The sequence below is a fragment of the Pseudomonas sp. genome (assembly GCF_050739655.1).
Taxonomy (GTDB): domain Bacteria; phylum Pseudomonadota; class Gammaproteobacteria; order Pseudomonadales; family Pseudomonadaceae; genus Aquipseudomonas.
Map to the genome: position 1 here is coordinate 1 of NZ_JBOIBY010000723.1, position 7,997 is coordinate 7,997.

Genomic DNA, 7,997 nt, shown 5'->3' on the forward strand with positions numbered 1-7,997 from the left:
CGGGCATGGTGATTGTCTGCGACGGTACCGATGAAGCGGCCGAGCGTATCGCTCGCGTGCTGCACAACGACCCGGCGACCGGCGTTATGCGTCACGCCGATGCCGGTTACCAGATCGCCATCGACTGTGCCAAGGAACAAGGGCTGAACCTGCCGATGATCACCGGCAAGTAATGCTTGCCCTGTAGGAGCTGCCGAAGGCTGCGATCTTTTGATCTTGATCTTTAAAGATCGCAGCCTCGTTTCACTCGACAGCTCCTACAGGGGATTACCAACCCAGAATAACAATCCACAGAGGTTGAATCATGGCTGCTACTGACGAACGTGCAGGCAACAAACCGTTGATCGAGAAGCGCTCGATCGACTACATCCCGGAAGCGGAAAGACACGGTCGTCTGTTCAGCCAGTTCACCCTGTGGATGGGTGCCAACCTGCAAATCACCGCAATCGTCACCGGCGCTCTGGCCGTGGTGCTCGGCGGGGATGTGTTCTGGTCGTTGATCGGTCTGTTGATCGGTCAACTGCTGGGCGGCGGGGTGATGGCGCTGCATGCGGCGCAAGGGCCGAAGCTTGGCCTGCCGCAAATGATCTCCAGCCGCGTGCAGTTCGGTGTTTATGGTGCGGCCATCCCGATTGTGTTGGTGTGCCTGATGTACCTCGGTTTCACTGCCACGGGCACGGTGCTGTCCGGGCAGGCCCTGGGCCAGTTGTTTGGCGTCAGCGACAGCGTCGGTATTCTTGTTTTCGCCAGTGTCATCGTGCTGGTCACGGTGCTCGGTTATCGGGTGATCCATTGGATCGGCCGTCTGGCCAGTGTCATTGGCGTGATTGCCTTTGTGTATCTGTTCAGTCGTCTGATGAGCCAGGTTGACGTTGGCGCTCTGTTGCAAATCCGTCACTTCAGCTGGAGCAGTTTCCTGCTTGCGGTGTCGCTTGCGGCCTCCTGGCAGATCGCTTTCGGCCCTTACGTGGCTGACTATTCCCGCTATTTGCCGAGCAAGATTTCTTCGGTGAAAACCTTTTTTGCCGCAGGCGCAGGTTCGGTCATTGGCGCACAGGTGGCGATGATCCTTGGTGTATTTGCCGCGGCCTCGGCCAACGGTCAGTTCGCCGGGCACGAAGTGGCCTACATCGTTGGTTTGGGCGGTACCGGTGCCACCGCTGCGCTGCTGTACTTCAGCATCGCGTTCGGCAAGGTCACCATCTCCACGCTGAACTCCTACGGCAGCTTCATGTGCATTGCGACCATCATCAGCGGTTTCCGTGGTGACCTGAAGGTATCGCGCATGCAGCGCTTGCTCTTCGTACTGGTCATTGTCGGTGCGGCGACCCTGATGGCGTTGCTCGGCCAGCACTCGTTCCTCGGTGCGTTCAAGTCATTCATCCTGTTCCTCCTGGCGTTCTTCACGCCATGGAGCGCAATCAACCTGGTGGACTACTACTGTATTACCCGCGAACGCTATGACGTACCGGCGCTGGCTGACCCTAATGGTCGTTACGGCCGCTGGAACATGCTCGGTATCAGCGTCTACGTGTTCGGTGTGCTGGTGCAGTTACCGTTCATCTCCACCAAGTTCTATACCGGTCCACTGGTAGCAGCATTGGGTGATGTGGATATCTCCTGGATTATCGGTCTGGTGCTGCCCGCTGCCGTGTACTACGTATGCGCAAAAAAATGGCACGGTGCAGTGCCCGATCAACTGATTCTGCCGGTCGAGCAGGACAGCGTTGTACAACCTAAAACAAACGGGACCGGCCGCGCTGCGGCGCAGGCCTGATTGGACGTAGACAGGGCTGGATGCCTCTTGACTGCCGTAAGCCAATTCATGATTAGGAGCGTCACAACAATGAAATCGAACAAGACCCTGCTGACCACACTGCTTTCCATGGGCCTGCTGGCCAGTGCCGGCGCCACTCAGGCAGCGGGCTGGTGCGAGTCGGGCAAGCCGGTGAAATTCGCCGGCCTGAACTGGGAAAGCGCCATGTTGCTGACCGACGTGCTGCAAGTCGTGTTGGAGAAAGGCTACGACTGCAAGACCGACAGCCTGCCGGGCAACTCCATCGCCATGGAAAACGCCCTGAGCAGCAATGACATCCAGGTGTTTGCCGAAGAGTGGGTTGGCCGCAGCGAGGTCTGGAACAAGGCCGAGAAGGCCGGCAAAGTCGTCGGTGTCGGCGCTCCTGTGGTTGGCGCCATCGAAGGCTGGTACGTGCCGCGCTACGTGATCGAAGGCGATGCCAAGCGCAAGCTGGAAGCCAAGGCGCCGGACCTGAAAAACATTGCCGACCTGGCCAAGTACTCCGAGGTATTCAAGGACGCTGAAGAGCCATCCAAGGGCCGTTTCTATAACTGCCCGGCCGGCTGGACCTGTGAGCTGGACAACAGCGAAATGCTGAAAAGCTACGGCCTGGAAAAAAGCTACACCAACTTCCGCCCAGGCACCGGCCCGGCGCTGGATGCCGCTGTGCTGTCGAGCTACAAGCGTGGCGAGCCGATCCTGTTCTACTACTGGTCGCCAACGCCGCTGATGGGCCTGGTCGACGCGGTAAAACTCGAAGAGAAGCCGGGCGTAAACAAAACCGTGACCATCAAGGTCGGCCTGTCCAAGACTTTCCACGACGAAGCCCCGGAACTGGTGGCCGTGCTGGAAAAGGTCAACCTGCCAATCGACCTGCTGAACCAGAACCTGGGTCGCATGAGCAAAGAGCGAATCGAATCACCAAAACTGGCCAAGATCTTCCTCAAGGAACATCCTGAAGTGTGGCATCAGTGGGTGAGCGAAGACGCAGCCAAGAAAATCGACGCGGCCTTGTAGGTTGAGCTTCTCCGGCTGCCGGCTGCGGCAGTCGGATGCTTGATCGCAACCCCTTGATTGAGAGTCTCCTTATGTTTCCCGAAAGCTTTACCTTTTCCATCGCCGACTGGGTCAACGGTTGGGTCGATTCGCTGGTCACCAACTACGGCGATGTGTTCCGGCACATCTCTGACACCCTGTTGTGGGCCATCGTCAACCTTGAAAGCCTGCTGCGTGCAGCGCCCTGGTGGCTGATGCTGGCCATCGTGGCCGGTGTGGCCTGGCATGCGACCCGCAAGGTCGCGACCACCGCCGTCATCGTCGGTTTACTGTTCCTGGTGGGTGCCGTCGGCCTCTGGGACAAGTTGATGCAGACCTTGGCGCTGATGATGGTGGCGACGGTCATCTCGGTATTGATCGGCATTCCACTGGGCATCCTTTCGGCGCGTAGCAATCGCCTGCGTTCGATATTGATGCCGTTGCTGGACATCATGCAGACCATGCCGAGCTTCGTGTACCTGATCCCGGTACTGATGCTGTTCGGCCTGGGCAAGGTCCCGGCGATTTTCGCCACCGTGATCTATGCCGCTCCGCCGCTGATCCGCCTGACCGATCTGGGCATCCGCCAGGTCGACGGTGAAGTGATGGAGGCCATCAACGCCTTCGGCGCCAACCGCTGGCAGCAACTGTTCGGCGTGCAACTGCCGCTGGCCTTGCCGAGCATCATGGCCGGGATCAACCAGACCACCATGATGGCCCTGTCGATGGTAGTAATCGCCTCGATGATCGGTGCCCGTGGACTGGGCGAAGACGTGCTGGTGGGGATTCAGACCCTCAACGTTGGACGTGGCCTGGAAGCCGGTCTGGCGATCGTGATTCTGGCAGTGGTGATCGACCGCATTACTCAGGCGTATGGTCGGCCACGGCATGAGGTGAGCAAATGAACAACGCAACCGTGAGCAAGATTGAAGTCAAAAACGTCTTCAAGATTTTCGGCAACCGCTCCAAGGATGCGCTGGCCATGGTCGGCCAGGGCAAGACCAAAGAGCAGGTGCTGTCCGAGACCGGCTGCGTGGTCGGCGTCAACGACCTGTCGCTGAGCATCGGCAGCGGCGAGATCTTCGTGATCATGGGCTTGTCGGGTTCCGGCAAATCCACGTTGGTGCGCCACTTCAACCGCCTGATCGATCCGACCAGCGGCGCGATCCTGGTGGACGGTGTGGACATCCTGCAATACGACATGGAAGCCCTGCGCGAATTTCGACGTCGCAAGATCAGCATGGTGTTCCAGAGCTTCGGCCTTTTGCCGCACAAGACCGTGCTGGACAACGTCGCCTACGGCCTGAAAATCCGTGGCGAGAGCAAAGCCATGTGCAACGAACGTGCGCTGCACTGGATCAACACCGTGGGCCTCAAGGGCTACGAAAACAAATACCCGCACCAGCTCTCGGGCGGTATGCGTCAGCGTGTGGGCCTGGCCCGCGCCCTAGCGGCAGACACCGACATCATCCTCATGGACGAAGCCTTCAGCGCCCTCGATCCGTTGATCCGCGCAGAGATGCAGGACCAGTTGCTGGAGCTGCAAAAAACCCTGCACAAGACCATCGTCTTCATCACCCACGACCTGGACGAGGCCGTGCGCATCGGCAACCGCATCGCGATCCTCAAGGACGGCCGCCTGATCCAGGTCGGCACGCCGAAAGAGATCCTGCATTCGCCGGCGGATGAGTATGTCGACCGGTTTGTGCAGCGTCGGGCGGCGGTGGTTTGATGATCGTTCCCACGCTCTGCGTGGGAATGCATCCCGTGACGCTCCGCGTCACCGTGCGCAAGGCATGAGTCATGCGCTGAAATCGGGACGCAGAGCGTCCCCGGCGGCGTTCCCACGCAGAGCGTGGGAACGATCAAATTCAAGAGGTTGAAGATGTCCCAGGCTGAAAAAATCGTTATCGCCGACGCCCCGTTGCGTTGGCAGGATGTGGTGGCCGTAGCTCGTCATGGCGCGCAGCTGGCGCTGTCGGCTCAAGCCTGGGCACGGATCGACAATGCGCAGGCCATCGTCCAGCGCATCGTCAGCAGTGGTGAACGCGCCTATGGCGTGAACACCGGCCTGGGCGCGCTGTGCAACGTGTCCCTCAAGGACGAACAGCTCAGCCAACTGTCGCGCAACACCCTGCTCAGCCACGCCTGTGGCGTCGGTGCACCGCTGGCCGACGAGCAGACCCGCGCGATCATGTGCGCGTCCATCCTCAACTTCACCCAAGGAAAATCCGGCGTTCATCGCCAGGTCGTCGAAGCCTTGCTGGCGTTGCTCAACAAGGGCATTACCCCACAAGTGCCGTCCCAGGGTTCGGTCGGTTACCTGACTCACATGGCCCACATCAGCATCGCCTTGCTGGGTGTTGGCAACGTCAGCTATCGCGGGCAAATCATTTGCGCGCAACAAGCCTTGGCCGAAGAAGGCCTGCAACCGGTTCAACTCGGCGCCAAGGACGGGCTGTGCCTGGTCAACGGTACGCCGTGCATGACCGGCCTGAGCGCCCTGGCCATCGCCGACGCCACGCGTCTGCTGCAATGGGCCGACGTGATCAGCGCCATGAGCTTCGAGGCCCAGCGCGGGCAGATCGCCGCGTTCGACGCCGAGATCATCGCGCTCAAGCCGCATCCGGGCATGCAGCAGGTCGGGATCAATCTGCGGGCGCTGCTCGACGGCAGTGAAGTGATCGCCCAGAGCAAAGGCATCCGTACTCAGGACGCCCTGAGCATCCGCTCGATTCCGCAGGTGCATGGCGCCGCTCGCGATCAGCTCGAACATGCCATCAAGCAAGTCGAAATCGAACTCAACGGCTGCACCGACAACCCGTTGTTGCTGGGCACGCCGGACAACTTCCGCGTCATGTCCCAGGCCAACCCGCACGGTCAATCGGTGGCGATGGCGGCGGATCTGCTGGCCATCGCCATGGCGGAAATCGGCTCCATCGCCGAGCGTCGCCTGGACCGGTTGATCAACCCGCACGTCAGTGGTCTGCCGGCCTTCCTGGTGGCCAATCCGGGGGTAAACTCCGGGATGATGATCGTGCAGTACGTCGCCGCTTCACTGTGCGCGGAAAACCGTCAGCTGGCGCAACCGGCAGTGCTCGATAACTACGTCACCTCGGGCCTGCAGGAAGACCACCTGAGCATGGGCACCAACGCCGCGTTGAAGCTGCATCGCGCCCTGGAAAACTGCACGCAGATCCTCGCCATCGAGTACCTGCTGGCTGGCCAGGCCTTCGAATTCCTCAAGGAACAACGTTTCGGTGCCGGCACGGATGCAGCGTGGCGTCTGCTGCGCGAACGCGTACCGGCTTACGATCAGGACCGTTGGCTGGCGCCGGACATCGCCGCCGCTGCCGGCATATTGAAAGACCCGGTTGTGCTGCAAAAAGCCTTACCGAATTTGCACTGATTTCCCTACACCAGCGTGCCAAGGCGCCAGCCCGCTCAAAAGGCGGGAAGCGACGGACAACGGATATCTGTGCAGCGTCTGGTAGTTGATTACAACTCTCACAAGGAGCCCCAAATGACAGCGCTAAACCTGATCCCCGGCCAACTGAGCCTCGCCCAACTGCGTGATGTGTATCAGCAACCGGTGAAACTGACCCTCGACAGCAGTGCGTCCAAGCAGATCGAAGCCAGCGTCGCGTGCGTGGAACAGATCCTCGCCGAAAACCGCACCGCTTACGGCATCAACACCGGTTTCGGCTTGCTGGCCTCGACCCGCATCGCCAGCGAAGACCTGGAAAATCTCCAGCGCTCGCTGGTGTTGTCCCACGCGGCTGGTGTCGGCGAGCCAATCAGCGACGAGCTGTGCCGCCTGGTCATGGTGCTCAAGGTCAACAGCCTGAGCCGTGGTTTCTCCGGTATCCGTCGCGTGGTGATCGACGCGCTGATCGCCCTGATCAACGCCGAGGTCTATCCGCATATCCCGCTCAAGGGCTCGGTCGGTGCGTCGGGCGATTTGGCCCCGCTGGCACATATGTCCCTGGTGCTGCTGGGTGAGGGCAAGGCTCGCTACAAGGGCGAGTGGATGGAGGCGACCGAGGCGCTGAAAGTCGCCGGCCTGACCCCGCTGACCCTGGCCGCGAAAGAAGGTCTGGCGCTGCTCAACGGCACTCAGGTGTCCACCGCATTCGCTTTGCGTGGGTTGTTCGAAGGTGAAGATCTGTTCGCCAGTGCTCTGGCGTTGGGTGGCCTGACCGTTGAAGCGGTGCTTGGCTCGCGTTCGCCATTCGACGCACGCATCCACGCCGCCCGTGGCCAGAAGGGCCAGATCGACGCCGCCGCTGCTTACCGCGACCTGCTGGGTGAGCGCAGCGAAGTGTCCGACTCCCACGAGAACTGCGAAAAAGTGCAGGATCCGTACTCACTGCGCTGCCAGCCGCAAGTCATGGGCGCTTGCCTGACCCAGTTCCGTCAGGCTGCTGAAGTGCTGGCGGTGGAAGCCAACGCCGTCTCCGACAACCCGTTGGTGTTCGCTGCCGAAGGCGATGTGATTTCCGGTGGTAACTTCCACGCCGAGCCGGTGGCCATGGCCGCTGACAACATGGCGCTGGCCATCGCTGAAATCGGCTCCCTGAGCGAGCGTCGCATCTCGTTGATGATGGACAAGCACATGTCGCAACTGCCGCCGTTCCTGGTGGCCAATGGCGGTGTGAACTCCGGTTTCATGATCGCCCAGGTGACCGCCGCGGCACTGGCCAGCGAAAACAAGGCGCTGTCCCATCCGCATTCGGTGGACAGCCTGCCGACTTCCGCCAACCAGGAAGACCACGTTTCCATGGCTCCAGCAGCCGGCAAGCGTCTGTGGGAAATGGCTGCAAACACCCGGGGCATTCTCGCCGTCGAATGGCTGGCCGCGGTTCAGGGCCTGGACCTGCGCAACGGCTTGAAGACTTCGCCGAAGCTGGAAAAGGCTCGCGCGATTCTGCGTAACGAAGTGCCGTTCTACGAGAAGGACCGCTTCTTTGCGCCAGACATCAATGCGGCGACTGAGTTGTTGGCTTCGCGGTGTCTGACTGAACTGATCACAACAAAACTGCTACCTAGCTTCTAACCCCCCACACTGATCGTTCCCACGCTCCGCGTGGGAATGCAGCCCGTGACGCTCCGCGTCACTGGACGCGGAGCGTCCCTTGAGGCATTCCCACGCAGAGCGTGGGAA

General features: G+C 60.6%; 6 protein-coding genes and 1 pseudogene. All 7 read left to right on the top strand.

What is annotated here, in order from left to right:
- A pseudogene (locus tag ACRESJ_RS34225) lies at nucleotides 1–173 on the top strand (urocanate hydratase); the annotation flags it as partial.
- Nucleotides 174–304: 131 nt separating this feature from the next.
- Nucleotides 305–1,777 carry a purine-cytosine permease family protein gene (locus tag ACRESJ_RS34230; protein ID WP_431761833.1) on the top strand — a complete coding sequence of 491 codons (1,473 nt, stop codon included), beginning with the start codon at nucleotides 305–307 and terminating at the stop codon, nucleotides 1,775–1,777.
- Between the two features lie 69 nt (nucleotides 1,778–1,846).
- The gene (locus tag ACRESJ_RS34235) at nucleotides 1,847–2,815 is read left to right on the top strand and encodes an ABC transporter substrate-binding protein (protein WP_431761834.1); all 969 of its coding nucleotides are present in this window, start codon (nucleotides 1,847–1,849) and stop codon (nucleotides 2,813–2,815) included.
- A gap of 71 nt (nucleotides 2,816–2,886) precedes the next feature.
- Nucleotides 2,887–3,738: an ABC transporter permease gene (locus tag ACRESJ_RS34240; protein WP_431761835.1), complete on the top strand. Its 852-nt coding sequence runs from the start codon at nucleotides 2,887–2,889 to the stop codon at nucleotides 3,736–3,738.
- Complete coding sequence (locus ACRESJ_RS34245; protein ID WP_431761836.1) at nucleotides 3,735–4,565, top strand: quaternary amine ABC transporter ATP-binding protein; 831 nt, start codon at nucleotides 3,735–3,737, stop codon at nucleotides 4,563–4,565. The genes ACRESJ_RS34240 and ACRESJ_RS34245 overlap by 4 nt, the downstream gene beginning before the upstream one ends.
- A gap of 153 nt (nucleotides 4,566–4,718) precedes the next feature.
- Nucleotides 4,719–6,242 (top strand): histidine ammonia-lyase, encoded by a 1,524-nt coding sequence (gene hutH, locus ACRESJ_RS34250; protein WP_431761837.1) that lies wholly within the window; start codon nucleotides 4,719–4,721, stop codon nucleotides 6,240–6,242.
- A 114-nt stretch (nucleotides 6,243–6,356) separates the two neighbouring features.
- Complete coding sequence (gene hutH, locus ACRESJ_RS34255) at nucleotides 6,357–7,889, top strand: histidine ammonia-lyase (protein ID WP_431761838.1); 1,533 nt, start codon at nucleotides 6,357–6,359, stop codon at nucleotides 7,887–7,889.
- The last annotated feature ends 108 nt before the right edge of the window (nucleotides 7,890–7,997 follow it).